Annotated in this window: 23 protein-coding genes and 1 other RNA gene; 7 read left to right on the top strand and 17 right to left on the bottom strand. The window is 62.1% G+C overall.

Annotated features, from left to right (window positions below):
• Positions 1-50: 50 nt before the first annotated feature.
• The 14 genes from AA309_RS03910 to AA309_RS03845 all read right to left on the bottom strand — a co-directional run bounded on the left by AA309_RS03910 (position 51) and on the right by AA309_RS03845 (position 16983).
• The gene (locus AA309_RS03910; protein ID WP_047187680.1) at positions 51-1433 is read right to left on the bottom strand and encodes a leucyl aminopeptidase family protein; all 1383 of its coding nucleotides are present in this window, start codon (positions 1431-1433) and stop codon (positions 51-53) included.
• A gap of 29 nt (positions 1434-1462) precedes the next feature.
• A complete protein-coding gene (locus AA309_RS03905; protein WP_047187679.1) occupies positions 1463-2374 on the bottom strand; it encodes a 2-dehydro-3-deoxygalactonokinase in 912 nt (303 codons plus the stop codon).
• Positions 2375-2422: 48 nt separating this feature from the next.
• Positions 2423-3052 carry a uracil phosphoribosyltransferase gene (gene upp, locus AA309_RS03900; RefSeq protein ID WP_047187744.1) on the bottom strand — a complete coding sequence of 210 codons (630 nt, stop codon included), beginning with the start codon at positions 3050-3052 and terminating at the stop codon, positions 2423-2425.
• Positions 3053-3087: 35 nt separating this feature from the next.
• A complete protein-coding gene (locus AA309_RS03895; RefSeq protein ID WP_047187678.1) occupies positions 3088-4341 on the bottom strand; it encodes a URC4/urg3 family protein in 1254 nt (417 codons plus the stop codon).
• A gap of 86 nt (positions 4342-4427) precedes the next feature.
• Complete coding sequence (locus AA309_RS03890) at positions 4428-5690, bottom strand: GTP cyclohydrolase II (RefSeq protein WP_047187677.1); 1263 nt, start codon at positions 5688-5690, stop codon at positions 4428-4430.
• A gap of 128 nt (positions 5691-5818) precedes the next feature.
• Complete coding sequence (locus AA309_RS03885) at positions 5819-7039, bottom strand: phosphopentomutase (RefSeq protein ID WP_047187676.1); 1221 nt, start codon at positions 7037-7039, stop codon at positions 5819-5821.
• Positions 7040-7084: 45 nt separating this feature from the next.
• The gene (locus AA309_RS03880) at positions 7085-8113 is read right to left on the bottom strand and encodes a cation diffusion facilitator family transporter (protein ID WP_084730845.1); all 1029 of its coding nucleotides are present in this window, start codon (positions 8111-8113) and stop codon (positions 7085-7087) included.
• Positions 8114-8130: 17 nt separating this feature from the next.
• Complete coding sequence (locus tag AA309_RS03875; RefSeq protein WP_047187675.1) at positions 8131-9759, bottom strand: ABC transporter ATP-binding protein; 1629 nt, start codon at positions 9757-9759, stop codon at positions 8131-8133.
• Entirely contained in the window at positions 9756-10919 is a 1164-nt protein-coding gene (locus tag AA309_RS03870) for an ABC transporter permease (RefSeq protein ID WP_047187674.1), read from the bottom strand. Before AA309_RS03870 ends, AA309_RS03875 begins: the two co-directional genes overlap by 4 nt.
• Before the next feature lie 158 nt (positions 10920-11077).
• Positions 11078-12190, bottom strand: coding sequence for a microcin C ABC transporter permease YejB (locus tag AA309_RS03865; RefSeq protein ID WP_047187673.1), 1113 nt, complete (start codon positions 12188-12190; stop codon positions 11078-11080).
• A complete protein-coding gene (locus tag AA309_RS03860) occupies positions 12190-12582 on the bottom strand; it encodes a DUF4260 domain-containing protein (protein ID WP_200901944.1) in 393 nt (130 codons plus the stop codon). The genes AA309_RS03865 and AA309_RS03860 overlap by 1 nt, the downstream gene beginning before the upstream one ends.
• 15 nt (positions 12583-12597) lie before the next feature.
• Positions 12598-14460: an extracellular solute-binding protein gene (locus tag AA309_RS03855; RefSeq protein WP_047187671.1), complete on the bottom strand. Its 1863-nt coding sequence runs from the start codon at positions 14458-14460 to the stop codon at positions 12598-12600.
• Positions 14457-16301 (bottom strand): extracellular solute-binding protein, encoded by a 1845-nt coding sequence (locus tag AA309_RS03850; protein ID WP_047187670.1) that lies wholly within the window; start codon positions 16299-16301, stop codon positions 14457-14459. The genes AA309_RS03855 and AA309_RS03850 overlap by 4 nt, the downstream gene beginning before the upstream one ends.
• 139 nt (positions 16302-16440) lie before the next feature.
• Positions 16441-16983, bottom strand: coding sequence for a c-type cytochrome (locus AA309_RS03845; RefSeq protein WP_047187669.1), 543 nt, complete (start codon positions 16981-16983; stop codon positions 16441-16443).
• A 268-nt stretch (positions 16984-17251) separates the two neighbouring features.
• Here AA309_RS03845 and AA309_RS03840 point away from each other — a divergent pair, with 268 nt between their 5' ends.
• Positions 17252-17995: a 3-deoxy-manno-octulosonate cytidylyltransferase gene (locus tag AA309_RS03840; RefSeq protein WP_047187742.1), complete on the top strand. Its 744-nt coding sequence runs from the start codon at positions 17252-17254 to the stop codon at positions 17993-17995.
• Positions 17992-18846 (top strand): prephenate dehydratase, encoded by an 855-nt coding sequence (locus tag AA309_RS03835; protein WP_047187668.1) that lies wholly within the window; start codon positions 17992-17994, stop codon positions 18844-18846. Before AA309_RS03840 ends, AA309_RS03835 begins: the two co-directional genes overlap by 4 nt.
• A 277-nt stretch (positions 18847-19123) precedes the next feature.
• Here AA309_RS03835 and nudC read toward each other — a convergent pair whose 3' ends face one another.
• Both nudC and AA309_RS03825 read right to left on the bottom strand, forming a co-directional pair.
• Positions 19124-20026: an NAD(+) diphosphatase gene (gene nudC / locus AA309_RS03830; RefSeq protein WP_047187667.1), complete on the bottom strand. Its 903-nt coding sequence runs from the start codon at positions 20024-20026 to the stop codon at positions 19124-19126.
• Between the two features lie 4 nt (positions 20027-20030).
• Entirely contained in the window at positions 20031-20441 is a 411-nt protein-coding gene (locus AA309_RS03825) for an HIT domain-containing protein (RefSeq protein ID WP_047187666.1), read from the bottom strand.
• A gap of 114 nt (positions 20442-20555) precedes the next feature.
• Between AA309_RS03825 and ffs the strand changes: the two genes are divergently transcribed.
• From ffs to recR, 4 genes are all read left to right on the top strand, one after another.
• Positions 20556-20652, top strand: an RNA gene (gene ffs, locus AA309_RS32835) — signal recognition particle sRNA small type.
• Between the two features lie 27 nt (positions 20653-20679).
• On the top strand, positions 20680-22500 hold the full coding sequence (locus tag AA309_RS03820) for a DNA polymerase III subunit gamma/tau (protein ID WP_047187665.1): 1821 nt from the start codon (positions 20680-20682) through the stop codon (positions 22498-22500).
• Between the two features lie 15 nt (positions 22501-22515).
• Positions 22516-22836 (top strand): YbaB/EbfC family nucleoid-associated protein, encoded by a 321-nt coding sequence (locus tag AA309_RS03815; protein WP_047187664.1) that lies wholly within the window; start codon positions 22516-22518, stop codon positions 22834-22836.
• Positions 22837-22843: 7 nt separating this feature from the next.
• On the top strand, positions 22844-23449 hold the full coding sequence (recR, locus tag AA309_RS03810) for a recombination mediator RecR (RefSeq protein ID WP_047187663.1): 606 nt from the start codon (positions 22844-22846) through the stop codon (positions 23447-23449).
• A 15-nt stretch (positions 23450-23464) separates the two neighbouring features.
• Here the strand turns inward: recR and AA309_RS03805 are convergent, their stop codons facing one another.
• A complete protein-coding gene (locus tag AA309_RS03805) occupies positions 23465-25042 on the bottom strand; it encodes a sensor histidine kinase (protein WP_160310394.1) in 1578 nt (525 codons plus the stop codon).
• Positions 25043-25197: 155 nt separating this feature from the next.
• Here AA309_RS03805 and dapD point away from each other — a divergent pair, with 155 nt between their 5' ends.
• Positions 25198-26043 carry a 2,3,4,5-tetrahydropyridine-2,6-dicarboxylate N-succinyltransferase gene (dapD, locus tag AA309_RS03800; protein ID WP_047187661.1) on the top strand — a complete coding sequence of 282 codons (846 nt, stop codon included), beginning with the start codon at positions 25198-25200 and terminating at the stop codon, positions 26041-26043.
• Positions 26044-26046 lie beyond the last annotated feature (3 nt).

Raw genomic sequence — 26046 nt, 5'->3', positions numbered from 1 at the left:
TATTATTCGGCTTCGTACCGAACGATGCAACCTGTCTCTGCCTCTATCCTTTAAGAAGCGTAGCGCTTTTTCAGGAGGGCATACATCAGGCGCGCGGCTTGGACCTCGCCACCTTCAGGGCGGGCAGGGCGAGTGGAATTGTTCCAGGCGAAGATGTCGAAATGCACATGCGCCTTGGCCTCGGACACGAAGCGGTGCAGGAAGAGGGCTGCCGTGATGGAGCCAGCCATGGGACCGCCCGTGTTGTTCATGTCGGCGTATTTCGAATCGAGCTGGCTCATGTAGGGAGACCACAGCGGCATGCGCCACACGGGATCGTTCACTTCCATGCCGGTGCGGGTGATCTCGGCGGCGATATCCTCGTCATCCGTGTAGAAAGGCGGAAGCTCGGGGCCGAGCGCCACGCGGGCCGCGCCCGTGAGTGTCGCGAAATCGACGATGAGATCCGGCCTCTCCTCATCCGCCAGCGCCAGCGCATCGGCCAGAATGAGACGGCCTTCTGCGTCCGTATTGCCGATCTCGACCGTGATGCCTTTTCGGCTGTTGAGAATGTCGCCAGGGCGGAAGGCATTGCTCGAGATCGAGTTCTCGACGGCGGGAATGAGCACGCGCAGGCGCACAGGAAGCTTCGCGCCCATGATCATGTCTGCGAGCGCGAGCGTTGCCGCAGCACCACCCATGTCCTTGCGCATCAGCAGCATGGAGGAGGACGGCTTGATGTCGAGGCCGCCGGTGTCAAAGGCTACGCCTTTGCCGACAAGCGTAATGCGCGGCGCATTCGCATTGCCCCAGGTGAAGTCGATTAGGCGCGGCGGCGTCGCGGAGGCGCGGCCAACCGCATGGATCATCGGAAAATTCTGCTTCAGCAGATCATCTCCGACAATGCTGGCGAAGGTTGCGCCATGGGTCTCTGCAATCTGGCGTGCGGCAGCCTCGATGCCGTCCGGTCCGAGATCGCTTGTCGGGGTGTTGACGAGATCGCGGCTGCGGAAGACTGCATTGGCGATGCGCGTCACCTCTTCCGCATCGATGCCCTTCGGCACGACGAGGCGAACGGATTTGTCGTTGCGCTTGCGATACCGGGTGAAGCTGTAGGAGCCCAAGATCCATGCAAGCGCGGCAAGCGTCGCATCCGGTGCGTCGGTTTCGAAACGATAGATGCCGTCCGGCAGAATCGTCGGCAGCTTACCGACGGCGAAAAGATCGCGTCGCTTGGCGTCGTCATTAGCAAGGCCGAAGGCCACGCCGAACAGGTTGCCGTCCATGTCTGGCAGTAAGCAATGGCTTCCAGTCTTTCCTTCGAACCCCTGAGCCTTCGCAAAGCCTTGCGCCACCTTCGGCAGTTGCGCGGAAACGGTGTTCCACGTGCTCTCTGTCACGAGCCAGATCGGAAGCGAGTTCTCAGTAGACGTGGCAAGGAGAGGATGAGGCATGAGCTTTGACCTGAGTGGGAGTTGAGCGCTTAGCTCTGAGAATGCTGGCGCACGATCCGCGCTAGGCCGGCAAGCAGCGCCTGCTTAGGGTTCTTGAGTTCCGTCTTGATGCCGTGGCGCGCGAGCGCGTGCGCATAAAGATCCGCGCGGGCTTGATCAGCGAGAATGGTGACGGAGGCAGGACGTCCGAATTGCGCAAGAGCGCCGTTGATCTCATCGCCTGTGAGGAGGCCGGAGAGATAAGGCGTCAGCAGATTGCTCGCCATGCGCCCTGAAACCACGGCGGCTCGCGCACCGAAGAGCAGATGGAGCAGGCCCACGCGCGCTGTGCCGTCAGCGCCGCCATTGCGCTCTGCCGCATCGAGGCCCATGTCAAAGCCCTTTTGATCAGAAGGCTCCGTGGCGGCGCGTCCGACCATGGAGTGCTCGCGCAGCAGCGCATACATCTCGCCTGTCAGGTAGGTGGCGAAGCGTTCGATGCGCCCGTCGCGCATCAGGATCCATTTGGGATGCGTGCCAGCCGAGCAGACGAGGCCATTCTCGACCCCAGCGCCCAGCGCCAGTGTTTCCTCGCCACGCATCACGTCGGCTGCGCCGGGAGCAGGCTCGCAAAAAAGGCCGGGAATGATGTGGGCCTTGCGGCCATCGGCGAGATCGACCGGTATCAACGCTTGCGCGATCTCAGCCGGGCCTGCAGGGCAGGAGGCATAGGGTGCTTCCACCCAGCCTTCGCGGCTGCCGACCATGCCGACGAGCAGCACCGGGGCATTCGGCTCGACATCGAGCCAGTGCCCGCAATGCTTCAAGAAAACGTCGCGGTGTTGGCCCTTTTGCAGGGCGGAAACGCCCTCATCCGACGAGACCTGATCGAGAATGGTTTCGTCCTCGATCAGATAGCCACGAAAGCGGGTCGTTCCCCAGTCGGCAACAATGAAGCGCAAGGCCCTAATCCATGTTTCGCAGAGTCACAGCGCTAACAGCGTTAGCTTTTAGCGCGTTCCATACATACGGTCGCCGGCGTCACCCAGACCCGGCACGATATAGCCGTGGTCGTTGAGCTTCTCATCAACGGCCGCTGTCCAGATATGCACGTCCGGATGAGCGCTGCGCAGGCGTTCGATGCCCTCAGGCGCCGCGAGCAGGCAGACGAAGCGAAGGTCCTTCGCGCCACGCTCCTTCAGGCGCTCGATGGCGGCCACGGCCGAGTTGGCGGTGGCAAGCATCGGATCGAGCACCAGCACCATGCGGTCAGCGAGGTCGGACGGAGCCTTGAAATAGTATTCCACCGCCTGGAGCGATTCCGGATCACGATAGAGGCCGATATGGGCCACGCGAGCGGCGGGAACGAGGGTGAGCATGCCGTCAAGGAAGCCGACGCCAGCGCGCAGAATGGGGGCGAAGACCAGCTTCTTGCCGGCGATCTGAACGCCTTCCATCGTGGTCAGCGGCGTCTCGATCTCGATCCGCTCCATGGGCAGGTTGCGGGTGACCTCATAGCAGAGGAGCATGCCAATTTCGTTGAGGAGCTGACGGAAGCCTTTCGTCGAACGCTGCTTGTCCCGCATCAGGGTCAGCTTGTGCTGAACCAGCGGATGATCGACCACCGTCACGCCTTCCATGCTCTTTCCTCTCTTGGTCGTCGTATGCTGATTCATCAAAACACCGTTCCGTCACTGATAATGCTGAGAGGCGGCGAGCCGTCGCCACGCTTCTCCTTGGCCAATCTGCGCCCTGTCGCCCAGGTTCCTCCTTCGAGCACCTTCGCGAGGGGAAAGTCCTCGGCGGTCAATTTAAGCCGGGCACGGATCGGATCGGCAATGCGGTCCAAAAGGGCAACCGTCAAGGCCCGCCACTCTACGACGAGAGGGGAATCCACCGCGTGTGATTGTTTGGCCTCATCCGGGTTCTTGAGGCCGATGACCCCCATATCGAGGAAAAGCCCTCCGTTGCGGTATTCCGGCAGGCCTGTGAGCCCGTTGATATCGGTGACAGTGTAGCCGGCCCATTCCAGGGGCTCGATGAGCGAATAAGAGAGCCATTGAGACAGCTTATGGAAGGGGATGAGCCCTTTCGTGACATCGGAGGTCGCCACCAGCGGGTGGCGCCAGGTATCGCCGAGATCGATGCCGCCCATGGTGATCCGGCCGGGCCAGATGGGCCCGAGATGGCTAAGCAGTGCCTCCAGGATCGAGGTGGCCTTGATGGCATCGTCTTCGGCCGTGGCCGCAAGCACGTCGACGAGGCCGCCGGGGCGGGGATCGTCTACCTGTCCGAAGATATCCGGGTTCGTGGCCACAACACGACCCAGGCGGTTGAGAAGGGCGGCTCGGCCTTCAAGACCAACGAGCGGGTTGTCGGCCGAAACCTGGAAGCCCTCGGCCAGATCCTCCGCTGTCAGCCCCATCAGCACATCCGCATCGACGCGGAAGGGGTCCTCGGGCCTGCTGGAGAAGGCGCCGCTCACGAACATGTCGAAGCTCGCGACGGCCAAGCCTTCTGAGCGAGCATAAGTTTCGCCCGTGCGGCCTTCCTGATAGCGCCATTGCGGACCCGCTCCCGCATCGAGCAGCACGGAGACGATTGCCAAGTCGAAAGCCGAGCGCGCCATCTCGCCGGCATTTGTCCAGGGCGCCCCATGCATCACCGCATCCCAGCGGCCATGCCCTCCTGCCGAGAAATGACGCCAGCGGGCGTGGAAGGGGATCTCGAGAGAAGGGTAGGCCTCGTGGATCGTGGCCACCACCTCCTCGGCGCAGGCTTCCAGGCGGCCGAGATCGACCGTGAAATGCTGCAAGCGGCCTTCGAGACCTGCTTCCAGCAGTTGATGCGACCGCTCGCGCACCGCCGCAGCGGTCAGGAGCTTGCGGGCGGCTTCGGTCTCGGGAGAAGAATTGGGCTGGTCCGTCACGCAGGGCTCCAGGGCTCTTGAGATAAGAGCGATAGCATAGTCTCGTTCTGGCCAGCACTCTCGAGCCCAGCCGGTTGTGGAGAAGGTTAAAAGCGCTCGAGATCCCGGCCCTTCACCTTGTCCAGCTCCGCCGCATCGGGCGCGCCATCCGGCGTGTAGTAGCCGGCGGCCTTCTTGGCTTCGATCTCCACCTGAGCATCCGGCGGCACCAACTCTGCCGGGATGGGCACCCGTTCCACCACCTCGATGCTGGAGCCGGTGATGGCTTCGTATTTCATGTTCGACATGGACATGAGCCGATCGATGCGGCGAATGCCGAGCCAGTGCAGCACATCGGGCATGAGCTGCTGGAAGCGCGCATCCTGCACGCCCGCGACGCATTCGGTGCGCTCGAAGTAGGTGGCAGCGGAGTCGCCACCCTCCTGCCGCTTGCGTGCATTGTAGACGAGGAATTTGGTGACCTCGCCGAGCGCGCGGCCTTCCTTGCGGTTATAGGCGATCACGCCGACGCCTCCTGCCTGCGCCTCCTTCACGCATTCCTCAATGCCGTGCACGAGGTAAGGACGACATGTGCAGATGTCGGAGCCGAACACGTCCGAGCCATTGCACTCGTCGTGCACGCGGCAGGCGATGCGTGTCCTCGGATCGCTCAAACGCGCCACGTCTCCAATCACATAAACGGTCGTGTTGCCGATGGGTGGCAGAAACACGCTCATGTCGGGGCGCGTCACGAGTTCCGGGAACATACCGCCGGTTTGCTCGAACAACGTGCGGCGCAACTGTCCTTCCGTGCAGCCGAAACGTTCTGCGATGCCGGGCAGATACCACACGGGATCGACGGCGATCTTCGTCACCGAGATATCGCCGGATTCGTGCAGGAACCCGCCATCGGCCTTCAGCCGTTTCCCGCTCATGGCAGCGAGAATTTCGGGCATGTTGAGGCGCGCCTTCGTGACCGCGATGCTCGGGCGAATATCGAGACCGCCTGCGATCTCATCCGCATAGACCTGTCCGACCAGGTGGCCCCAGGGGTCGAGCGACACGATCTTGCCCGGCTCGAACCATTGCGGATGCGGGCCGATATCGGCGGTGGGATGTGTGTTGTGGAGGTCTGGACGCGTGAGTGGATTGAGTGCGCGAGCCGAGATCGCCAGAGCCCGGTAGAGCGAATAGGAGCCGCCATGCGCGCCGATGACGTTGCGGTCGCCCGGGTTCGTAACGGTACCGATGATAGGCCCGCGCTCCCTTGGGTCTTTCGCGCCCCATTTGATCGGATGCTTGATGGTGCCGGCGTTCGGCTCGGGATGCGAGGTGAGCCGGATATGGGTCGAGCGGTTGGGCGTGCTCATGAATGATCTTCCACGCGAGAACGGGAAGACTCCCCCAACGATCGTCAGGAAAGTCTCCTTACGATCCATGGAAGACTGGGCCAAAGTTGCGCTGACGTCAACGCCTTAAGGTTGTCGCGCCGTCGCGCTTAGATCCAGGATGAGCCCTTGCCCGCAGGCTTCAGGCCCAGATGGGCCAGGACGCTCGCACCAATATCGGCAAAGCTCTCCCGTCGCCCCACACTGCCAAGCTTCACAGCAGGTCCGAAGCAGAGGATCGGCACATGTTCACGGGTGTGGTCTGTGCCATGCCAGGAGGGATCGTTGCCATGGTCGGCCGTGATGATGACGAGATCGCCCTGGCTTAGCACAGCCTCGATTTCCGGCACGCGCCTGTCGAAGGCTTCGAGAGCTGCAGCGTAGCCCGGGATGTCCCGCCGATGGCCGAATTCGCTGTCGAAATCGACGAGATTCGCAAAGACGAAGCCGCCCTCGGGCAGCGTCTTCATCGCGTCGATCGCGGCGGAGAGGCACGCATCGTTACCGTTCGGCTTCACCTCTTTGCCGGTGCTGCGATGAGCGAAGATGTCGCCGATCTTGCCGACGGTCACAACAGCGTGACCCGCTTTCGTCAGCGTGTCGAGAATGGTATCCGACGGTGGCGGCGTTGCGAAATCCTTGCGGTTTCCCGTGCGCTTGAAGCCTGTCTCCGGGGAGCCGGCGAAGGGGCGTGCGATCACGCGACCGATCTTGTATTCGTCGCAGAGCTCACGCCCGATGCGGCACAGCTCATAGAGCTTTTCCAGGCCAAAGGTTTCCTCATGCGCGGCGATCTGCAGCACGCTGTCGACAGAGGTGTAGCAGATCGGCTTCCCCGTCCGCATATGCTCCGCGCCGAACTCGTCGATGATGGCGGTGCCGGACGCGTGCTTGTCGCCGAGAATGCCGGGAAGGCCTGCGCGCTCGATCAGCGCAGCGGTGAGCTTATCCGGGAAAGTCGGCTCCCTGTTGGGGAAATAGCCCCAGTCGAAGGTCACCGGAACGCCGGCGATCTCCCAATGGCCGGATGGCGTATCTTTGCCCTTCGACGTCTCGACCCCGTATCCCCAGGCCCCCTTCAGCGCGCCCTGAGGGGCAAGGTTCGGCGGCAGGCGGCCCGTGGAGGCTTCGCAGGCAAGTCCTAAGCCCAAAGCCGACAGATGGGGCAGGTGGAGCGGCCCCTGTCGCAGCCTCGCCCGGTCGCCGCGACCTTCAGCGCAAGCCTCGGCAATGTGGCCGACAGTGTCGGTGCCGACATCGCCGTAAGCATCTGCATCTTCGGCCCCGCCGATGCCGACGGAATCGAGAACGATGAGGAGAGCGCGAGCCATGTGTCCCAAGTCCTTCAAGCCATTCGAATCATGCCTGATACGGCATCACGGCGAAAGATGCGATCCTTGAGTTCCATGGGAGTGCCCCCCATGAGTGTGACCCTCGTGATGATGGTCGTGATCGTGATCACGGTGATCAAGATGGCATTCCCGCCCGTGATCGGGGGCACCCGGCGCATGGATCTCGATCTGCAGCGTCGCATGATTGATGCCGAAATGCTCCTTCAGCTCATGCTGGGTCTCGGCCAGGAAGTGGTCTCCAGGGTGCCCGCCGGGCATGACCAGATGGGCTGTGAGCGCTGTCTGCGTGGTGCTGATGGCCCAGACATGCACATGGTGAACACGGGCGACGCCGGGGCGCTTGGCCAGTGCTTCTCTCACCTCCGCTACCGCAATTCCCTGAGGCACGCCATGAAGGGACAACCTGAGCGATTGCTTAAGCAAACCCCAGGTGCCCCAGATGATGACGGCGGCGATGATCAGGCTCAGCACCGGGTCAATCCAGTTGGCGTCGGTCCAGAGAATGGCCAGGCCGCCGAGCACGACACCGAGGGAAACGGCGGCATCCGCCACCATGTGCAGAAATGCGCCGCGGATGTTGAGGTCGTGATGGCCGCTCATGAAGAGAAAAGCGGTAAAGCCGTTCACGACGATGCCGATGCCAGCCACGATCATCATCGTGCCGGCAGCCACCGGCGCAGGCTCGATCAAGCGCTGCACCGATTCCCATATGATGCCGCCGATCGCCACCATCAGCAGCAGAGCATTCAACAACGCTGCTAGAATGGAACTGGAACGCAGGCCATAGGTGAAGCGTTCCGACGCGCCGCGCTTTGCGAGGATCGCAGCACCCCAGGCGATGGTCAGCCCCAGCACATCGCTGAGGTTATGACCGGCATCCGACAGAAGCGCCATGGAATCCGCAATGAAGCCGTATCCTGCTTCAATGACGACGAAGGTGAGATTCAGCGCAATGCCGATGGCGAAAGCGCGGCCGTGGCCAACCTCACGAGAATGCCCATGGTGATGGCCGTGAGGAGCGTGGCCCGCTGGATGATGATGGTGAGCGTGCATGATCTTGATATTGAGCGTCACTGCCTGACCGCGTTGGCCCCAACCGTCTCCAGGTTGAAGGCGGCCGCGAAGAGAGCCCGCGTATAATCCGTCTGAGGTGCAGCGAAAATATTCTCTGCAGGCCCTTCCTCAACGACCTTGCCGTTCTGCATCACCACCACATGATTGGCGAGCGCGCGAACCACCTTCAGGTCGTGGCTGATGAACATATAGGCGAGATCCCGCCGCTTCTGAAGATCACGCAGCAGTTCGACAATCTGCGCCTGCACCGACATGTCCAGGGCGGAGGTCGGCTCGTCCAGCATGATGAATTGCGGTTCCAGCGCCATGGCGCGGGCAATCGCGATGCGCTGACGCTGGCCGCCGGAGAATTCATGGGGGTAGCGGTCCATGGTGGCAGGGTCGAGGCCCACATCGTGCAGGGCCCGCGCCACCACATCACGACGCTGGGAGTAGGAGAGGTCTTTGTCCTGGACGAGCAGGCCTTCTTCCACGATCTCGGCAACGGACATGCGCGGTGAGAGAGAGCCGTAAGGGTCCTGGAAGACCACTTGAAGATCCTTGCGCATCGGGCGGATTTCCCGCGCGCGCAGGCCGTCGATCCGGTTGCCGAGAAACACGATGGGGCCTTCGGACTGAACGAGGCGCAAGATAGCGAGGCCCAGCGTCGTTTTGCCGGATCCCGACTCGCCGACGACGCCCACCGTCTCGCCCTTTCGAACGCGAACGGAAACGCTGTCCACGGCCTTCACGTGGCCGACGGTTTTCTGGAGGAAACCACGTTTGATCGGAAACCAGACCTTGATCGGCCCTGCCTCGACGATGGTCGGAGCATTCGCAGGCACGGGGTTGGCGCGGCCTTTCGGCTCGGCCGCCAGAAGCCTCTGCGTATAAGGATGCTGCGGATGGCCGAAGACCTCAGAGACCGTGCCTTGTTCAACGATCTTGCCGTCGAGCATGACGCAGACGCGGTCGGCGATCTTTCGCACGATGCCGAGATCGTGCGTGATGAAGAGCATGGACATGCCGAGTCGTGCCTTCAGCTCCGCGAGAAGCTTCAGGATCTGGGCCTGCACCGTCACGTCGAGGGCAGTGGTCGGCTCGTCGGCGATGAAGAGGTCAGGCTCGTTGGCGAGTGCCATGGCAATCATGACACGCTGGCGCTGACCGCCCGAGAGCTGGTGCGGATAGGCATTCAGACGACTCTCCGCATCGCGGATGCCGACGAGCTGCAACAGCTCCAGTGTGCGTGCTCGCGTCTCTTTGTCCGAGAGGCCACGATGGAGTTTGAGGATCTCGCCGATCTGGCGGTCAATGGTGTGGAGCGGATTGAGCGAGGTCATCGGCTCCTGGAACACCATGGTGATGTCGTCGCCGCGCACCCGACGCATCTCGTCCTCGCTTCGCCCGATCAGGTCCTTGCCCTTGAAGAGAATGCGCCCGGAGGGGTGATGCGCGGACGGGTAGGGCAGGAGTTTCAGGATCGAGAGAGCCGAGACCGACTTGCCGGAGCCGGACTCGCCCACCAGCGCCACCGTCTCGCCCGGCTTGATATCGAACGACACGCGATCCACCGCCAGCATGTCGCGCTCGCCCTGGCGGAACGCGACCGAGAGATCTTGGACGGAAAGCAGAGGCTCTGTCATCGGAAGGTCTTTCTCGGATCGAAGGCGTCACGCACCGCCTCGCCGACGAAGATGAGAAGGCTGAGCATGAGGGCGATCACGAAGAATCCGGCAAGACCGAGCCACGGCGCCTGAAGATTCGCCTTGCCTTGCGCCAGCAGCTCGCCGAGCGAGGGCGAACCCGGCGGCAGGCCAAACCCGAGGAAATCGAGGGAGGTCAGCGTCGTGATCGAGCCGTTGATGATGAAGGGCATGAAGGTGAGCGTCGCCACCATCGCATTCGGCAGGAGATGCTTGAACATGATGGTGGTATTCGACAGGCCCAGAGCCCGCGCGGCGCGCACATATTCGAAGTTTCTCGCGCGCAGGAATTCGGCGCGTACGACGCCCACCAGCGAGACCCACGAGAAGAGCAGAAGAATGCCGAGCAGCACGAAGAAACTCGGTGTGATGATCGCCGAGATGATGATGAGGAGATAAAGCGAGGGAATGGCGGTCCAGATCTCGATGAAGCGTTGCGCGATGAGATCGATCCAGCCCCCATAATAACCCTGCACCGCACCCGCGAGGATGCCGATGAGGGAGGATATGCCGGCCAGAATCAGGCCGAACAGGACGGAGATGCGAAAGCCGTAGATGAGGCGGGCCACGACGTCGCGGCCCTGGTCGTCGGTGCCGAGCCAGTTCCACTCGATGTCCTTGCAGCCCGTGCCGCCGTTGCGTTCCGCGATGGGGCGGCATTGCTCGTCGCTAAGCACCCACGTTGGCGGAGCAGGGGCAGGGACAGGAAGGTCGAGATTATGCGTGCTGTAGGAGAAGCGGATCGGCGCCCAGAGCAGCCACCCGTTATCTTGAATCTCCTTCGCAATCACGGGATCGCGGTAGTCGGTCTGTGCCAGGAAGCCGCCGAATTTTTCTTCCGGGTAGTCGACGAAGGCAGGATAGAGAAGCTCGCCCTTGTAGGAGGCGAGGATCGGCTTGTCGTTCGCGATGAACTCCGCGAACAGGCTCAACACGAACAGGACCATGAAGATCCAGAGCGACCAATAGCCGCGGCGGTTCGCCCTGAAGTTCTGCAGCCGCCGCCGGTTGAGCGGCGAGAGCTTAATGAAGCCTTGGCGCGGTAGGGCCGGCGCGACGGGTGCGGCGGCTGGAGAGGCAACGGGAACGTTCTCGTTCATCTCACGCCTCCCTCGCCATCGTCATGGCCGGGCCTGACCCGGCCATCCACGCCTTGGAAACGTGGAGCCCCAAGACGTGGAAACCCGGCACAAGGCCGGGCATGACGGAAGCGCGATTGCACTGGGGAGGAACGACAAAAGAGCATGACGACATCATCTCACGCCTCCCGCGTCTCGAAATCGATCCGCGGATCGATCCAGGTATAGGTGAGATCGGAGATCAGGTTCACCAGCAGGCCCAGCAGCGAGAAAATGTAGAGATTGGCGAAGACCACCGGATAGTCGCGGTTCACGATGGACTCGAAGGAGAGAAGGCCAAGCCCATCGAGGGAGAAGATCGTCTCGATCAGCAGCGAGCCTGCAAAGAACGCGCCGATGAAGGCTCCCGGAAAGCCTGCGATCACGATCAGCATCGCGTTGCGGAAGACGTGGCCATAGAGCACCTGTCGCTCCGACAGACCCTTCATGCGTGCGGTGAGCACGTATTGCTTGCGGATTTCATCGAGAAACGAGTTCTTGGTCAGCAGCGTCGAGGTGGCGAATGCGCCGAGCGCCATGGCGGTGATGGGCAGCACCAGATGCCAGAAGTAATCAGCAATCTGCATGTACCACGGCATGAGGGCCCAGCCCTCGGAGGTGAGCCCGCGCAGTGGAAAGATCTGCCAGAAGGAGCCGCCCGCAAGAAGAACGATCAGCAGGATCGCGAAAAGGAACCCCGGAATCGCATAGCCGATGATGACAATGGCCGAGGTCCAGATATCGAAAGCGGAGCCATCGTTGACCGCTTTCTTGATGCCAAGCGGTATCGAGATGGCATAGGACAGAAGCGTCATCCAGAGGCCCAGGCTGATGGAGACTGGCAGTTTCTCCTTGATGAGTTCCAGCACCGAGATATCGCGGAAATAGCTCTTGCCGAAATCGAAGCGCGCATAATCCCACAGCATCTTGAAGAAGCGCTCATGGGCCGGCTTGTCGAAGCCGAACTGCGCTTCCAGCTGCTTGATGAATTGCGGGTCGAGACCCTGCGCGCCACGATAGCGTGAGGACGAGGCATCTGCCGTGCCCCCGCCTTGAGCTTGGCTTGCGCCGCCGACATCGCCGCCACCACCGGAGATACGCGATGTGGCGCTCGAATCCTGCCCCTGAAGCTGCGCGATGATGCGCTCCACAGGGCCGCCGGGAGCGAATTGGATGATGACGAAGGAGATGAGCATGATCCCGAGGATCGTCGGAATCATGAGGAGGAGACGACGCGCGATATATGCCAGCATCAAGCGCCTGCAGGATTGCGGCCGATGCGGCCGAGATGGGTGTCGCTGAAGCCGGTGGCGTATTTCAGGCCATAGCCCAGAGCGCGGTCGAAGCCGACATGCGCGGCCCAAATGGCGGCGACGCCGAGGAGCAGGAGCGAGCCGAACGCAAGCCCGGCTAGTCCCAGGATGGCAGGGCCAATCGTGGAGTGAAGGGCACTGTAGGCCATGGAGCCGGGCTTGGAGCCTGTCGCATAGGCGGCAAAGCTCACGTCAGGCACGAAGAAGAGAGCGGCATAGAGCCACCAGGACTGGCTGGTCTGAGAAAAAGCCCATGTGGCTGCCGCCAGGAGCACCAGGCCCTCGAGGCGCAGTAGCAGGCGGGGCGTGCCCGCAGCGGCTCTTGTCGTCAAAGCTGTATTCAAACCTTATCCTCGTCCGATCCGCTTGGCCTTCTCGGCATCATACCACCAGGTTCCGGGCGCGCCCGAACTGAAGCGCGGCTTCGTCTCGGGGCGGGAGAACTGGTCCCAATAGGCAATCCAGTCGCTGGCCTTGAACCACATGGGCACCCAATAATGGCCTGCCCGAAGCACCCGGTCCAGGGCCCGGCATGCGATGTTCAACTCCTGCCGGGTTGCCGCATTGCCGATCTTCTCGATCAGAGCATCGACGGCAGGGTGGTCGATGCCGGCGATGTTCTGCCCGCCCGGAGTCTTGGCCGCCTGGGAGCCGTACACCACGCGCAGATCGTCGCCCGGCGTCGTGACTCCGACGAGAGCACGGCTTGCCATGCCGAAGTCGTACTCGTTCATGCGCTGCTGGTACTGTGCCGCATCTACGATGCGAGAGCGAGCATCGATGCCCAAACGTTTCAGATTGGACTGGAAGGGCTGCGTGTGCGGCTGAAGGGAGTTCTGGAAGTCGAGGAATTCAATGGTCAAGGGTTGGCCATTGGGCAGCTTGAGAACGCCGCCCTCACGTTTGCAGCCGGCCTGACGCAGAAGTTCGTCAGCCCGGCGCAGCAATTGCCGATCCTGCCCCGAGCCGTCCGAGACGGGCGGAACATAGGGCTCTCCGAATACGGCAGGCGGCAATTTCTCGCGGAAGGGCTCCAACAGCATGAGTTCCTCAGGTGAGGGCAGGCCGGTTGCCTTCATGTCGGAGTTTTCGAAAAAGGACGTGGTCCGGCGATAGGCGCCGAACATGATGTTGGCGTTCGTCCATTCGAAATCGAAGGCAAGGCCGATGGCCTGGCGAATGCGAGGATCCTTGAAGGTTTCGAGCCTTGTATTGAAATACCAGCCCTGGATCGCCGCAGGAGAATTGCTGGGCAACTCCTCGCGCTTCACGCGCCCTTCGCGCACAGCCGGGAAATCATAGCCTGTCGACCATGTGCGTGAGGTTGCTTCCTCATGGTAGTTCAACGTGCCGTTCTTGAAGGCTTCAAAGGCCACAGTGCGGTCGCGGAAATATTCATAGCGCACACGGTCGAAATTGTTCTGCCCCACATTCACGGGCAGGTCCCTCGCCCAGTAGTCGGGTACGCGCTCGAATTCGATGAAGCGCCCCTGCTCGAAGCGGCTTACCTTGTAGGAGCCTGAGCCTAGCGGAGCTTCGAGCGTTGCGGCCTCGAAGTCCTTGCCCTGCCAATAGTGCTCCGAAAAGATCGGCATGCTCGCAACGACGAGATGGAGATCTCGGCTGCGCTGAGGCGAAAACTGAACGCGCAGCACATCCTCCGCCTCTGCTTCCGCCGAGACCATTTGCGTGAGGATCGCGCGATAAACCGGGTGTCCCTTTTCCTTCAGGATCATCAGCGAGAAGGCCGCATCGCGTGCCGTCAGCTTCGATCCGTCATGAAAGCGGGCCTCCGGGCGTAAGGCGAACCGATAGGTGAGTTTGTCGCCTGAGACGCGCACGTTCCTGGCAGCAAGGCCATACATCGTGTTCGGCTCATCCCCGGAACCTGCCATCAGCGTGTCGAAGGTGCTGCCCATGCCTGCTGCGCCATCACCGCGCAGCACATAGATGTTGAGCGTGTTGAACGTATCGAAATTCTGGTTGCCGCCAGTCTGCTTGATCTGCAGCACAAGCGCGCCGCCTTTCGGAGCAGCGGGATTGACGTAATCGAAGTGCTTGAAGTCGGGTCCGTACTTTAGATCGCCGAAACTGGACAGGCCGTGGGTCTCCGTTTCACCCTCTTGCGCAAAGCCACCGAGTGGGATGAGGGATAGCGCGGTTGCCGCAGCACTGCCCTTAAGAATTGTTCTGCGGCTGATATCCTTCATCGCGGTGCTCCGGTTTTTGCGGCTTTGGCCTCGTCATACCACCAGACGGTAGGAAAGGCGGAGCCTGCGTAACGCGGCATCACATCCGGATGGCTGTAGCGGTCCCACCGAGCAGTGCGCTGCTTCAGAGACGTCCATTGCGGCACGACGTAATTGTGCGCCAGCAGAACACGGTCGAGGGCCTTTGTGGCTGCAACCAGCTCTTCACGATCCTTGGCGAAGATGATCCTGTCGATCAAAGCATCGACCGCAGGATCGGCAATGCCAGCGAGATTACGCGAGCCCTCGCGCTGCGCCGCTTGGGAGCCCCAGAACTCGCGCTGCTCATTGCCGGGTGACAGGGATTGTCCCCACAGGCCAGTGGTGATGTCGAAATCAAAAGAACGGGTCCGGTTTGTGTATTGCACATCGTCGACGCTCCGGACCGTCACCCCAATGCCGAGGCGTTCAAGAACAGCCTTGTAAGGCAGGAAGACACGCTCCTCATTGGGGCTACTGCTCAGAAGCTCAACACTCAAGGGCTCGCCCTTCGCGTTGACGCGACGGCCGTTCTTGACTTCCCAGCCGGCCTCGCGCAGGAGACGGTCCGCTTCGCGCAAGTTGTTGCGGACCGCTTCGTTCGTGTCGTTGACGGGGTTCTTGTACGGCGTCGTGAAGACCGATGGCGGAACCTTGTCTCGGAGGGCCTCCAGAATCTCCAGCTCCGTGCCTTCCGGAAGTCCTGATGAGGCAAGTTCAAGCCCGTGGAAGTAGCTTCCGACCCGCTCGTAGAGGCCGTAGAAGACGGTCTTGTTGAGCTCTTCGAACGGGAAGGCGAGATTGAAAGCGCGGCGCACGCGCTCGTCCTTGAACTTGTCGCGCCTCAGGTTGAGCACGAAAGCCTGCATGACACCGGATGCGCGGAGCGGGAATTCCTCAAGAACGACGCGACCTTCATGGCGAGCCGGGAAGTCATACCCCGTCGCCCAGTTGCGAGCGCTGTTCTCGGAGCGAAAATCGATGCGATCCGCCTTGAAGGCTTCCAGCAGCACAGTCGCATCGCGGTAATATTCGTATCGGATCTCTTCGAAATTGTTTTGTCCGACATTCACGTTGAGGTCGGAGCCCCAATAATCCTTCACGCGTTCGTAGGTCGCGTTGCGACCAGTATCGAAGTTTTTGAGGCGATAGGGGCCTGAGCCAAGCGGTGGCTCGAGGGTTGTCTGCGTGATATCGCGCTTGCGTCCATCCGGGGTCGTGCCTTCCCACCAGTGCTTCGGCAACACGGTGAGCTGCCCCATGATCTGCGGCAGCTCGCGATTGCCCTTCTCGTTGAAGGTGAACTTGACCTCGCGCTCGCCCAGCTTCTCTGCCTTGGTGACGTTGGCGTAGTAGAAGGCATAAGTCGGACTGTTGGCCTTCAAAGCCTCGAACGAAAAGATGACATCATCCGCCGTCACCGGCTTTCCATCGTGCCACTTGGCCTCCGGGCGCAGACGGAAGCTGACGGAGGAAAAATCCTCCGGATACGAAAAAGCCTCCGCCAGCAGGCCATAAGCCGCACTTGGTTCGTCAAACGATGGGGTGGTCAAGGTTTCGTAGACGAGGCTCAATCCCTGTTCGGGAGAGCCCTTCACGCCCGCGACCACGATGTTGAAGCTGTCAAAGGTGCCTTGCGCTCCGAGTCGAACCAGGCCCCCCTTGGGAGCGCTCGGGTTCACATAGTCGAACTGCTTGAAGCCGGCAGGATATTTCGGCTCCCCGAGGAGGGCCGCACCGTGCCGCCATTGGGCTTCCTGGGCTGCGAGGGGGGTGAAGGCAAGGCAGGCGGCCAGGAAGCTTGGCAGAAGGGTACGGATCACAAGGCGTCTCCTGAAGGACGAGGCGTCTGTCGTCAGGTTACATTTTTGTGCGCTTGAGAGCGAACGCAAGGGAGAGTGGGCAAAACAAAAGCCGGGCACAAGGCCCGGCTTTGCTGAAACTCTGTGTCTCTGCTCGGCCTTACGGGGCCGGGAGCGGGGCCGGGTTGTCGGACAGGGTCCGCAGGTAAGCCAGCAGATCGGCACGCTCCTTGTCCTGGGCGATGCCGGCAAAGGCCATGATCGTGCCAGGAACGGTCTGCTTCGGATTGTGGATGAAGGCGAAGAGTGTGTCATAGGTCCACTCGCCGCCCTTGCCCTTCAGGGCTGCCGAATAGTTGAAGCCTTCGTGCGAGGCGACCGGACGACCGACGACACCATAGAGATTCGGGCCGACCTTGTTCGCGCCGCCCTTCTCGAACGTATGGCAGGAGGCGCATTTCTTGGCCGAGGCCTGGCCCTTCGCCGGATCGGCGCTGGCCAGGAGAACGGGGAGGGGCTGGGCCGGAGCCGCCGGAGCACCGCCTGCGCCACCGGCAGCAGCCTCTTCGGCTCCCGGGAGGTCATAGCCCGGAACGGCAGGCTTGTGAGGCGAGAACAGGCCGCCGGCGATGACATTGACGCCGACCACGAAGAGAAGCGTACCGAAGACGGCGCCCGCGATCTTATTGGTCTCGATATTCATAGGTTAGGCTCTCCTCGCCTTGGCACGGCGAAACCCAGCGCAAACAGAACGGCTCCGCGGGCGGATGCCCGGGATACGCGGCGTTGCTTAGCCGTAGTGAAGGGGTTTTGACAATGGGGTTCTTTCAGGTTTTGCCGTTCCATTAGTCGCAGTTTCGATCCCAAACGCCGGAGGAAGGGAGGAGGTCCCTGAATCCATTGCCGCAGAGCGCATGACAAACAGGACCTGCCTTGCTAAGGACGCGCAGCTTTTCCTCAAAGACTGCGCCATGTCCGATCCCCTCGTCCTCATCCCCGCCCGCCTTGCCGCCACCCGCCTGCCGAACAAGCCCCTTGTCGATATCGCGGGCGAGCCCATGATCGTGCATGTCTGGCGCCGGGCCATGGAGGCCGGGATCGGGCCTGTGGTTGTCGCCACCGACTCGCCTGAAATCGCCGAGGTTGTGGCCCGCGCTCACGGCAAGGCCGTCCTGACCCGGGCAGACCACGCCTCCGGCTCCGACCGGATCTTCGAGGCTGTGGAAAAGATCGATCCGGAGGGACGGCACGATGTCATCGTGAACGTCCAGGGGGACCTTCCGACTATCGATCCGCGCATCATCGCCGCCTCGATCGCCCCTCTTGCCGATCCGGATGTCGATCTCGCGACCCTCGTGGCCGTGATCGAGCGCGAGGAGGAGAAGACCAATCCCAACGTGGTGAAGATGGTCGGCGCTCAAGTGTCGTCTGGCCGTTTCCGCGCTCTCTACTTTACCAGGGCTACGGCCCCTTATGGCGACGGCCCGCTCTATCATCACATCGGCCTCTATGCGTATCGCCGTAAGGCCCTGCAGCGCTTCGTCGGCCTGCGGCCTTCACCGCTGGAGCTTCGCGAGAAGCTGGAGCAGCTGCGGGCGCTAGAGGCCGGGATGCGGATCGATGCCATCGTCGTCGACGATGTGCCGCTCGGCGTCGATACCCCCCACGATCTGGACAGAGCCCGCGGGATCATCGCGGCCCGGAGGACAGCATGAAGAAGGTCATTTCATTCCAGGGTGAGCCGGGGGCCAATTCCCACATCGCCTGCTCGGAGATGTATCCTGATTGGGAGGTGCTGCCCTGCGCCACCTTCGAGGATGCCTTCGCCGCCGTGACCGAGGGGCAGGCGGGTCTCGCCATGATCCCGATCGAGAACTCGATTGCGGGCCGGGTGGCGGATATCCACCACCTTCTGCCAACGTCCGGTCTTCACATCATCGGTGAGCACTTCCTGCCTATTCACTTCCAGCTCATGGCGCTGCCGGAGGCCGATCTCGGCACGATCAAGAGCGTCTACAGCCACGTCCACGCGCTAGGCCAGTGTCGTAAGATCATCCGCAAGCTCGGGTTGAAGGCAAACGTAGCAGGCGACACCGCAGGCTCCGCGCGTCAGGTCGCCGAGTGGAAGGACCCGACCCGCGCGTCGCTTGCTCCTCGCATGGCTGCCGGCATCTATGGCCTGAAGATCCTGGCCGAGGACGTGGAGGACGAGGCCCACAACACTACCCGTTTCGTCATCCTCTCGAAGACGCCGCAATGGGCGCCGACCGGCAACGGCCCAGCTGTCACTTCTTTCGTCTTCCGCGTGCGCAACCTGCCCGCAGCGCTCTACAAGGCGCTCGGCGGCTTCGCCACGAACGGCATCAACATGACGAAGCTTGAGAGCTACATGCTCGAAGGCGAGTTCCTGGCGACCCAATTCTACGCCGAGGTCGATGGACATCCGGAGGATGCAAATCTGAAGCGCGCCCTGGAGGAACTCGACTTCTTCTCCCGGGAATTCCGCATCCTCGGCGTGTATCCGGCAGCACCGTTCCGCGAGAAGATTAAAGAGGCAGCTGAGTAGCCCCTGCGTCATCCCGGACGGAGCGCATCGAAGATCCGGGCTCGGTTGCAGAATCTGGCACTGTCATCCCGGCGAAAGCCAGGATCCGTAAGCGCGGCAATACTCTACCGTCATCCCCGGACTTGTTCTGGATCCACGTCTTTGAGGCGTTGCGGTGTTTCCACGACGTGGATGGCCGGGAAGATCCTCGGATCAATTCCGAGGCCGGCCATGACGTGGAGGGAATTCATCAAGTCCGGATCGGCTGATGCCGTCCGGGATGACCCCAAAATCAGTTTCAACCCTTCACCCACTCCCGGATGAGGTGATTGGCGATGGCGATGGGTGAGGGCGCTGCGAAATGCTCGTGCGCGCCCTCCAGCATCTGCTTCACCTCATCTTTAGTAAACCAGCGGGCGTCCTCCAGCTCCTCGCGGTCGAAGTTGATCTCCTCGCTGATCGCCTCGGCATGGCAGCCGATCATGATGTTCGAGGGGAAGGGCCAGGGCTGCGAGGCCATGTAGCGAACGCCGCTCACCCGGACGCCTGCCTCCTCGAAGGTCTCGCGCCGCACCGCATCCTCGATCGTCTCGCCCGGCTCCAGGAAGCCTGCGAGGCAGGAATACATCTTCTCGGCAAAACGCGGCTGGCGGCCCAGGAGGCATTTGTCTTCGCGGGTGACCAGCATGATCACCACCGGATCGGTGCGGGGGAAATGCTGCGCGCTGCAGGCCGCGCAATCGCGGCGGAAGCCTGCCTGGGCGGCTGCCGTCGGCGCTCCGCAATTGGCGCAGAAACGATGGCGATTGTGCCAGTCGAGCAGGGACTTCGCCATGGCGAGGATGCCGAGTTCCTCCGCCGGCACGAGGCCGCGAACGGCGATCGATCTCAGATCCGTGACGGTATAGGTCGGATCGTCCTGGAACAGCTCCGCCGCCTCAGGTGCGGCCAAGGTCGCGATGACGGGACGGTCCTGAAGGGTCCCGAGGAAGACCTGCTCCTTACGAGACGGCAAACGGCTCAAGGCAGAGATGGGAAGAAGGCCTGTTCCGGGGTCTCCCGCCTGGAGGATCGGCTGGTCCCCGGCCAAGAGCACCAGAGCGCTCGTCGGATCTTTCGCGGCGTTGGCGAGAGCCTCCGGGTCCCGCTCTGCGCTGTGGCGGACGAGAGGATTCGTGATGTAGCCGATGGGGCGCGTCATGGAATCAGACTTCCGCAAAGAGGGTCGCGGCGCGCTCGATGAGGGCCGTTGCCGCGTGATCTGGATAGGGCTTGCGAGTGCCATGGCCCCAGACCGGTCCGGGCCAGGCCGGATCGGAACGGAAGCGTCCGATGACATGCACATGAAGCTGCGTCACGATATTGCCGAGCGCGCCCACATTCACCTTGTCGGGCTTGGACAGCTCCAGCATCACCCGGGTTGCGATGCGGATCTCCTGGGCCAGCTGGGCGTAGTGCCCCTCCGACAGATCCGTGATCTCGCTGACATCCGGGATACGGGGCACCAGCACGAACCAGGGAAAGCGGGCGTCGTCGAGGAGCAGGACCGAAGAGACGGGCAAGTCGCCGATCGGGATCGTATCGGCTTCAAGTCGGGAATCGAGCTGGAATGTCATGGAGCCTATCTAGCCGAGGTTGCGGCATGATGCCTATCCCCAGGTTGTGATCTTCTGAGGCCGGGTCGGGCGCTTTCACTTGCGTTCCTGGCCCGAAACGCCCATATAGCCATTGGGAGGTTGGCGAGGGACGTCTCACTCGCCAACCGGGTCAGGTCCGGAAGGAAGCAGCCCTAACGAGACCGAACGGGTCTTCGTCCAGCCTCCCACCTTCGAGTTTCCCAAAGCCTTGCAGCCGATGGACGACACCACAGCCGGCACGCCCCTGAACGACGAGCCGGCCTTGCCGGGTTTCCCGGCCGCGCCCGCACCCGAGGCGCAGTCTTCACCGTATCGCGTTCTTGCCCGCAAATACCGCCCTCGCACCTTCGATGACTTGATCGGTCAGGAGGCGATGGTGCGTACCCTTTCGAATGCCTTCGAGACCGGACGCATTCCCCAGGCCTGGATGCTCACCGGCGTCCGCGGCGTCGGCAAGACCACCACGGCCCGCATTCTCGCCCGCGGCCTCAACTATCAGAAAGCCGACGGCACCGGCGCACCCACCATCCACCTGCCGGAACTCGGCGTGCACTGCCAAGCGATCATGGAATCGCGGCACGTGGACGTGCTGGAGATGGACGCCGCCTCCCATACGGGTATCGACGATGTGCGTCAGATCATCGACGGCATCCGTTATTCTCCGGTCTCGGCTCGCTACAAGGTCTACATCATCGACGAGGTCCACATGCTCTCGGAGAAGGCGTTCAACGCCTTCCTGAAGACGCTCGAGGAGCCGCCGCCCCACGCGAAGTTCATCTTCGCCACCACAGAAATCCGCAAAGTCCCCGTCACGATCCTGTCGCGCTGCCAGCGCTTCGACCTGCGCCGCATCGAGGCGGACAAACTCGTGGCGCATCTCGCCCGCATCTGCGCGGCCGAAGGCGTACAGGCGGAGCAGGAGGCGCTCGCCGCCATCGCCCGCGCAGCGGAAGGCTCCGCGCGCGACTCGCTTTCGCTGCTTGACCAAGCGATTGCTCATGGCGCGGGCGTGGTGACGCCCGACACCATACGCGACATGCTGGGGTTGGCCGATCGCACGCAGGTGATCGATCTCTTCGAGGCCGTGATGCGCGGCGATGTGCCGGCCGCTTTCGCAGGCCTTCGCTCGCAATACGATGCTGGCGCCGATCCGGCGGTGATCCTCTCCGATCTCGCCGCTTTCTCGCATGTGGTCACGCGCCTGAAGCTGATCCCCGAAGCGGCGAAAGATTCGGCGCTCTCGGAAATCGAGCGCACGCGCGGTCTCGATTATGCGCAGAAGCTCTCGGTCCGCACGCTCTCGCGCGCTTGGCAGATGCTCTTGAAGGGTATTCCCGAAGTGCAATCCTCCAACCGCCCGATCTCTGCCGCGGAGATGGTGCTGGTGCGCTTGGCTTATGCGGCCGATCTGCCGACACCGGATGAAGCTTTGCGAGCGCTGAAGGACGGGGCGCTGCTGCCGTCCGGCGGCCCAGCGCCTGCAACATCGCGACCTTCAGGTGGTCCGTCCACTTCCGGCAGCATGGCACTTGCGACTTCGCAGCCGCAGCCTCAGCCTCGTCCTCAACCAGCACCTGCTGAACCGACGATGCGGTTGCGCCGCTTCGAGGACGTTGTGGCGCTCGCGGGTGAGAAGCGCGAGATCGTGCTGAAGGCCGCATTGGAGCGCGATGTGCGCCTCGTACGTTTCGAGGAAGGTCACATCGAGCTCAGCCTTGCTGAATCCGGCAATCGTACCATCGCGAACGATCTGGCGCGTGCGCTTCAGCAATGGACCGGTCAGCGCTGGATGGTCTCCCTGTCTTCCGAAGATGGTGCGCCCACGTTGCGCGATCAGGCGATTGCCGCCGAGCGCGAGCGCAAGGAAGGGGCGGCCAGTCATCCGCTCGTGCAGGCGGTTTTGTCCAAGTTTCCCGGCGCGCAGATCGTCAACGTGATCGAGCGCGCGGAGAAGGCGGGCGAGGATACCGAGGCTGAGATGAGCGAAGCCGATGTGCTGGCGGCGCATGAGGCAGATGCCGAAGACGAAATGTTTTAACCGAGGAGCGCGGTCATGAAGGACATCATGGGACTGATGAAGCAGGCTCAGGCGATGCAGCAGAAGCTGCAGGATGCCCAGGCCGAGCTGGACAATCTCGAAGTCGAGGGCAGCGCCGGTGGCGGTGTCGTCACTGTGAAGATCTCGGGTAAGGGTAACCTTAAGGCGATCAGCATCGATCCGTCGCTCATGATCCCGGACGAGAAGGAGATCCTGGAGGATCTCATCGTCGCCGCGATGAACGACGCTCGGGCTAAGGCCGATCGCGCCGCGCAGGAGCGCATGGAGAGCCTGACCAAGGGCCTGCCCCTGCCGCCCGGCCTGAAGCTGTTCTGAGGCATCAATGGCCCAGCACGTTGCCGGTCCTGAGATCGAGCGTCTGATCCAGCTGCTCGCGCGCCTGCCGGGCCTAGGGCCCCGTTCGGCGCGTCGTGCCGCGCTTCATCTCATCAAGAAGCGGGATACGCTGCTCAATCCCTTGAGCGACGCCATGCGCATCGCCAACGAGCGGATCGTGGTGTGCTCGTCCTGCGGCAATGTGGATACCTCCGACCCCTGCACCATCTGCCGCGATCTCAAGCGCGATCCGTCGATCCTTGTCGTGGTGGAAGACGTGTCCGATCTCTGGGCGCTCGAGCGCTCCGGTGCGATCAATGCGAAATATCATGTGCTCGGCGGCGTTCTCTCGCCGCTCGACGGCGTGCGTCCTGAGCATCTGAATTTGGACCGTCTTGTCGCCCGTGCCTCCGAGTCCGGCGTGACGGAGGTGATCCTCGCGCTCAACGCCACGGTTGATGGACAGACCACCGCGCATTACATCACCGAGCTTCTCGGTCATTTATCCGTGAAGGTGACGAAGCTCGCCCATGGCGTGCCGGTCGGCGGCGAGTTGGATTACCTCGATGAAGGAACGCTCTCCGCCGCCATTCGACAGCGCACGTCGTTCTGAATTGTATCGATGATCTCAGGCCGGGATCACGAGCCTGAAAATCGTTCCTCTTTCGCTTTCAAGTGTGAATCGGCCGCCCAGCTGGGAGGCGAAGGCGCGGATCAGCTTCATGCCGAGTGAAGAATCGTTTTCTGTTACGCCCGATACGCCCTTTCCGTTATCGCGCACCACGATCTCGACTTTATTGTCATAGCGCTGGGCGCCGACCTGTATCCGTCCGCCCTGGCCTGGCTCGAAAGCATGCTTGAAGGCGTTTGTAATGGCCTCGGTGACGGCAAGGGCCAGAGGTACCGCGCGTTCGAGATCGATGGCGATCGGCTCGGCATCGAGATCGACCGTGATGCCGCGTGCCTGGGCACCATAGGTGGCCGAGATCTCGTCAATGAGGCGGTTCAAATAATCCCGCAGGTTGATCGTTCCGCCTGTTTCCTTGCGATAGAGAAGATCATGGATCAGTCCGATCGATCGCAGACGATCCTGCGTTTCCTGAAACGCGGCCTTCACGTTTTCGTCGGGAAAGCGACGCGCCTGCATCTGCAGGAGGCTCGATGTGACCTGCAGGTTGTTCTTCACCCGGTGATGAATTTCCTGAAGCAGGGTCACCTTGTCGGACAGTGCCTCAGCGAGCTCCTCGTTCACGCTCTGGAGGAGCCGTTGGGCTCGCTCTGTCTCTTTGCTGAGGCGGACACCAAACCAAGTCAGCCAGCCGAAAGCTGCCAGGATGATGGTCGCAATCACGGCGCTCCAGTAAAGCCCTTTTGTCCAGGCCGAGAGCGCCGTTGCGACAGGAATGCTGGCCGTGACGGTGACGGGCCAGCGGTCCAACCGCCGGAACGAGATGATCCGTTCGATTCCATCAATGGGATCATTTTCGCGATAGGTGCCTGTGCGCTGTGCTTCCTTCTCGGTGAACAGAACAGTACGACCGACGCCGGAATCGAGCTGTTCCTGCGTCAGGCCCGTGCGGGCGATGACGCGACCATCCCGCCCCCAGATTCCGAGAGTGACGTTCTCCGTGTCGGCATCCGCGCGCGAAAGATTCTGCAGAAAATTCGGTCTCAGCCCCACCTGGGCCACTCCATCGAACTCTCCGTTTAGATCCGAGATGCGCCGCGAGTAGGTATAGAGAAGCTCGTTGCTGATGCGTCCGAAAATCGCGCCCCCGACGAAACTCTCAGCTCCTGCGCGGTGCGCCTTGAACCATGTCCTGTCCGCGAATGACACCGGCATGCTGGCTTGCTGGATTGAAGTGGCAACAAGGTGACCGTCCCTATCGACAATGAGAAAGAGATCACTCGCGGGCGATCGGCGCATCAGGCCGGAGAGGAACTCCTTGGTTTCCTCCGTCTCGCTCAGTGTGCCAATGCCGCCCTTTGAACGTGCATAGGCGATGATATCGCCCAGGAGAAGATCGCTCGTCTCCAGGGTGCGCTTGGCATATTCTTCCATGAGGAGCGTGAGATCCTGCGTTGCTGCCTCCGCCCGGGTCAGCGCAGCCCGGTACTCGATCCACAGAAACGCGCCACGCAGCACCAGCACCGCAACGGCGAACAGAAATGCCGTGGCGTACAGAACGCTGCGGATGTCACGCACTGGTACCATGACAGGAGATGGCCCGGTTCCGTTATCGCGGTCGGATGTAGGGCAGTGAAAACGCTCTGCTAGGCTGTTGCTCTCCTGTGCAGGTGACAGGGCCCAATCTCGTTGCTAAGCAAGGCTCCGATAACCCTTTTGCTTCGAGTGAACCCATGTCCATGACCGACCTCGCCCGTACCATCGATGCCGCCTGGGACGACCGGGCCAATATCAGCCCCTCCACCACGGGCGCCGCGCGCGATGCCGTGGAGCAGGCCATGGAACTTCTCGATTCCGGCAAGGCCCGCGTGGCGGAAAAGGCCGAGGGCGACGAATGGCAGGTGCATCAGTGGCTGAAGAAGGCCGTGCTCCTCTCCTTCCGCTTCAACGACATGACGGTCATCAAGGGGGGGCCGGGCGAGGCCACCTGGTGGGACAAGGTTCCCTCCAAGTTCGATGGCTGGGCGGAGCCTGAGTTCAAGGCGGCGGGCTTCCGCGCCGTTCCGAACTGCACCGTGCGGCGCGGCGCCTATATCGCGCCCGGCGTGGTGCTGATGCCCTCCTTCGTCAATCTCGGCGCTTATGTGGACGAGGGCACCATGGTGGATACCTGGGCCACCGTCGGCTCCTGCGCGCAGATCGGCAGGAACGTGCATCTTTCCGGCGGTGTCGGCATCGGCGGCGTGCTGGAGCCGCTCCAGGCCAATCCCACCATCATCGAGGACAATTGCTTCATCGGCGCCCGCTCCGAGGTGGTGGAAGGCGTCATCGTGGGCGAGGGCTCGGTGCTCTCCATGGGCGTGTTCATCTCCGCCTCCACCAAGATCATCGACCGCAGCACGGGCGAGGTCTTCGTGGGCCGTGTGCCGTCTTATTCCGTGGTCGTTCCTGGTTCTCTTCCTGGCAAGCCTCTGCCGGATGGCACTCCCGGCCCGTCGCTCTACTGCGCCGTCATCGTCAAGCGTGTGGATGCGCAGACCCGCGCCAAGACGGGTATCAACGAGTTGTTGAGGGATTGATGA

This window comes from Microvirga vignae (genome assembly GCF_001017175.1).
GTDB lineage: Bacteria > Pseudomonadota > Alphaproteobacteria > Rhizobiales > Beijerinckiaceae > Microvirga > Microvirga vignae.
This window is presented reverse-complemented; position numbering and strand designations above follow the sequence as displayed.

What these genes read in the sequence shown, in the direction of transcription:
- AA309_RS03855 (WP_047187671.1), bottom strand. Translation starts at nt 14,460, where the DNA reads ATGAAGGATATCAGCCGCAGAACAATTCTTAAGGGCAGTGCTGCGGCA.
- AA309_RS03870 (WP_047187674.1), bottom strand. Translation starts at nt 10,919, where the DNA reads ATGAACGAGAACGTTCCCGTTGCCTCTCCAGCCGCCGCACCCGTCGCG.
- AA309_RS03840 (WP_047187742.1), top strand. Translation starts at nt 17,252, where the DNA reads ATGTCCGATCCCCTCGTCCTCATCCCCGCCCGCCTTGCCGCCACCCGC.
- AA309_RS03845 (WP_047187669.1), bottom strand. Translation starts at nt 16,983, where the DNA reads ATGAATATCGAGACCAATAAGATCGCGGGCGCCGTCTTCGGTACGCTT.
- nudC (WP_047187667.1), bottom strand. Translation starts at nt 20,026, where the DNA reads ATGACGCGCCCCATCGGCTACATCACGAATCCTCTCGTCCGCCACAGC.
- recR (WP_047187663.1), top strand. Translation starts at nt 22,844, where the DNA reads ATGGCCCAGCACGTTGCCGGTCCTGAGATCGAGCGTCTGATCCAGCTG.
- AA309_RS03865 (WP_047187673.1), bottom strand. Translation starts at nt 12,190, where the DNA reads ATGCTGGCATATATCGCGCGTCGTCTCCTCCTCATGATTCCGACGATC.
- AA309_RS03825 (WP_047187666.1), bottom strand. Translation starts at nt 20,441, where the DNA reads ATGACATTCCAGCTCGATTCCCGACTTGAAGCCGATACGATCCCGATC.
- AA309_RS03885 (WP_047187676.1), bottom strand. Translation starts at nt 7,039, where the DNA reads ATGGCTCGCGCTCTCCTCATCGTTCTCGATTCCGTCGGCATCGGCGGG.
- AA309_RS03835 (WP_047187668.1), top strand. Translation starts at nt 17,992, where the DNA reads ATGAAGAAGGTCATTTCATTCCAGGGTGAGCCGGGGGCCAATTCCCAC.
- AA309_RS03820 (WP_047187665.1), top strand. Translation starts at nt 20,680, where the DNA reads ATGGACGACACCACAGCCGGCACGCCCCTGAACGACGAGCCGGCCTTG.
- AA309_RS03875 (WP_047187675.1), bottom strand. Translation starts at nt 9,759, where the DNA reads ATGACAGAGCCTCTGCTTTCCGTCCAAGATCTCTCGGTCGCGTTCCGC.
- AA309_RS03910 (WP_047187680.1), bottom strand. Translation starts at nt 1,433, where the DNA reads ATGCCTCATCCTCTCCTTGCCACGTCTACTGAGAACTCGCTTCCGATC.
- AA309_RS03890 (WP_047187677.1), bottom strand. Translation starts at nt 5,690, where the DNA reads ATGAGCACGCCCAACCGCTCGACCCATATCCGGCTCACCTCGCATCCC.
- dapD (WP_047187661.1), top strand. Translation starts at nt 25,198, where the DNA reads ATGTCCATGACCGACCTCGCCCGTACCATCGATGCCGCCTGGGACGAC.
- AA309_RS03815 (WP_047187664.1), top strand. Translation starts at nt 22,516, where the DNA reads ATGAAGGACATCATGGGACTGATGAAGCAGGCTCAGGCGATGCAGCAG.
- AA309_RS03880 (WP_084730845.1), bottom strand. Translation starts at nt 8,113, where the DNA reads ATGCACGCTCACCATCATCATCCAGCGGGCCACGCTCCTCACGGCCAT.
- upp (WP_047187744.1), bottom strand. Translation starts at nt 3,052, where the DNA reads ATGGAAGGCGTGACGGTGGTCGATCATCCGCTGGTTCAGCACAAGCTG.